This is a genomic window from Streptomyces boncukensis (genome assembly GCF_011045075.1).
In the GTDB taxonomy this organism is placed as follows: domain Bacteria; phylum Actinomycetota; class Actinomycetes; order Streptomycetales; family Streptomycetaceae; genus Streptomyces; species Streptomyces boncukensis.
The window spans coordinates 1-3,297 of sequence record NZ_JAAKZZ010000674.1; the positions used below are offsets into that span (position 1 = coordinate 1).

The following is a 3,297-nucleotide window of genomic DNA, read 5'->3' on the forward strand; positions in this document are numbered from 1 at the left end:
CCCTCCCCGCGCCCGCAGCGCTCGCCCCCGACACCGTCCCGGCCCGGCTCGCCGAGCGCACCCGCCGCGCCCCCGAGACCACCGCGCTCGTCACCGGCGACGACCGGTACAGCTCCGCGCGGCTGGCCGGGGCCGTGCACGCCGCCGCCGACCTGCTGCGCTCCCAGGGCCTGCGGCACGGCGACCGCGCCGCGCTGTGCCTGCCCCCCGGCCCCGCCTCGGTCATCGCCACGCTCGCCGTGCTGCGGCTCGGCGCCGTCTGCGTCCCGGTGGACCCGGCGCTGCCCGAGGAGCCGGCCCGTGCCTTCCTCGCCGCCTGCGAACCCCGCTTCCTGCTCACCCTCGGCCCGGCGCCCTGGCCCGGCGCCGCGCCGGAGCTGGACCTCACCGGCCTGCCGGCGGAGCGCGCGCCCGGCGCCGGCGACCCGGCGGAGGCCGCCGTACGCCCCACCGACCCGGCCTTCCTCGTACACGGCGGCCACGGGACCGTACCGCTCAGCCACGCCCAACTGTGCGACACCGCCGACTGGCTGCAGCGGCGCACCCCGCTCACCCCGGACGACGTCGTCCTGCACCACCGGCCCGAAGCGCTGCCCAGCGCGGTCCTCGCGCCGCTGTGGCCGCTGCTGCACGGCGCCGCCGTGCACCCGGCCCCGGCGGCCGACGCCACCCCCGCGACCGTCGCGTTCCTGCCGCCCACCGCGCTGGACACGGCGGCGGCCGCGGCGCCGCGCCTGGTGTACACCGACGGCGGGCGGCTGACGGCCCGGCTCGCCGACCGGTTCCACGCCCGTACGGACGCCGCGCTGCACCGGCTGTGGCCGCTCCCCGAAGCCGGCGGCTACGCCGCAGCGCTGGCCTGCGCGCCCGGCCTGACCGACGCCGAACTGAGCGCGGGGGAGCCGGGCAACCGGCCCGTCGTCCCGGTCGACCGCGCCGGCCTTCCCCTCCCGGCCGGCGTCCCCGGCAGCCCGCACGCCCCCGGCGCCGAGCGGCAGCCCGCCGGGCGCGCCCGGCTCCTGCCGGACGGCCGCCTCGCGCTGGAGGAGGCGCCGGACCAGGTCCGCCGGGACGGGCTGAGCGCCCCGTACGCCGCCATCGAGAACGCCCTGCTGCGCGAGGAGTCGCTCGGCGCGTGCGCCGTCCTGGCCCGCACCACCACCGAGGGCGTCGAGGAACTGGTCGCCTACGTGGTGCCCACCGGCCCCTTCCGGCCCGCCAGGCTGCGCGCGCACGCCGCCGAACTGCTGCCCGCCGCGCTGCGGCCCAGCGCGTACGCCGCGGTCACAGCGCTGCCCCGCACCCGAGGCGGCCGGCCGGACGAGGCGGCACTGCGCCGGCTCCCCGTGCTGGACGAGAAGGTGATCGAACGGTGGGAGCGGGAACTGCCCGGCGCGACGGTCGCCCTGGCCGAGGACCCCGACCTCGCCCGCCAGGACCGGGTGCACGCCGACACCCCCGTACCGCCCGCCGCAGGCCGTACGGACGGGGACGGCAGCGGTACGGGCAGCACGGCCGGTGCGGGCGCGCCGGACAGCGTGCCGGGGAGCGCCGAACGGGCCGCGCCCGACGCCGAGTTCACCGGGCCCGGCAGTGCCGAGCCCGATGTGGCGACCCTCCCCGCGGCGCTGGAGCGCGCCGCCGCCGGAGCGGCCGGCGGCATCCTGCTGCTGGCCGCCGACGGCGGGGAGTACGAGCTGGACTACGCCACCCTCGCCGACGAGGCCCGCCGGGTGCTGGGCGGGCTCCAGGCGGCCGGTCTGACCGCCGGTGACCGCGCCCTGCTGCAGTGCCCCGGCCACCGGGACTTCCTCGTCGCGTTCTGGGCCTGTGTGCTGGGCGGCATCGTCCCCGTACCGCTGTCACCCGTCCCGGTCCCGGCGCAGGACGGCCCCGCCGTCGACCGGCTCGCGGGCGCCCTGGACCTGCTGGGACGGCCGATGGTGCTCACGGACGCGGAGACCGCGGGCGCGCTGGCGGAGACCTCGGACCGGCGCGGCTGGGCCGCCCCGCCGCGGCTCGGCGTCCTGGCCGAACTGCGCGCGGCGGCGCCCGGGACCCCGCACCCCGCCGACCCCGATGACGTGGCGCTGCTGCTGCTCACCTCGGGCAGCACCGGGGCGCCCAAGGCCGTCGCGCTGCGGCACCGCAACGTGCTCGCGCGCTGCGCCGCCACCGGCGCCGCCAACGGCTTCGGGCCCGCCGAGGTGTCGTTCAACTGGATGCCGCTGGACCACGTCGGCGGCGTGGTGATGTTCCACGTCCGCGACGTCTACCTCGGCTGCCGCCAGATCCACGCGCCCACCGGGTGGATCCTCCAGGAGCCGCTGCGCTGGCTGGAGGTCGTCCACGCGCACCGCGTGACCCTCACCTGGGCGCCCAACTTCGCGTTCGGCCTGGTCAACGACCATGCGGCGGCGGCAGCCGAGACCGGCTGGGACCTGTCGTGCCTGCGCTTCATCCAGAACGCGGGCGAGGCCATCATGCCCCGCGTCGCCCGGCGCTTCCTCGCCGCCCTGAGCCCGCTGGGCCTGCCCGCCACCGCGATGCGGCCCTCCTGGGGCATGTCCGAGACCTCCTCGGCCGTCACCTACTCCGACGCCTTCACCCTCGCGACCACCAGCGACGACGACCCCTTCACCGAGGTCGGCCGTCCGCTGCCCGGCACCACCCTGCGGATCGCCGACGAGCAGGACCGCACCCTGCCCGAGGGGACACCGGGGCGGCTGCTGGTCAAGGGCCCCACCGTCACCTCCGGCTACCACGACAACCCCGAGGCCAACCGGGCGGCGTTCACCTCCGACGGCTGGTTCGACACCGGCGACCTCGGCGTCCTGCGCGCCGGCGCCCTCACCATCACCGGGCGCGCCAAGGACGTCCTCATCATCAACGGCGTCAACCACTACAGCCACGAGATCGAATCCGTCGTGGAGGAACTCGACTGCGCCGAGAACTCCTTCACCGCCGCCTGCGCCGTACGCGAGCCGGGCGCCACCACCGACAGCCTCGTCCTCTTCACCCACCTGCGGGACGCCGCGGACCGTGCCGAAGCCGTCCGGGAGATCCGCGGCCACCTCGTCCGGCGCACCGGGCTCAACCCCCGCCACATCCTGCCGGTCGAGCGCGCCGACATCCCCAAGACGGAGATCGGCAAGATCCAGCGCGCCCGGCTGCGCGACCGCTTCCTGGCCGGCGGCTTCGACGCGCTGATCCGCGCCACCGACCTGGCCCTGGGCAACGAACGGACGCTGCCCAACTGGTTCCACACCCGCCGCTGGCTCCCCGCCCGCCCCCAGC

1 protein-coding gene is annotated in these 3,297 nt (G+C 77.7%); it reads left to right on the top strand.

Translation table 11 applies throughout. The annotated features are described in order from the left end of the window. On the top strand, window positions 1-3,297 hold a 3,297-nt coding region (locus tag G5C65_RS34065; protein ID WP_165302926.1), incomplete at both ends, for an AMP-binding protein.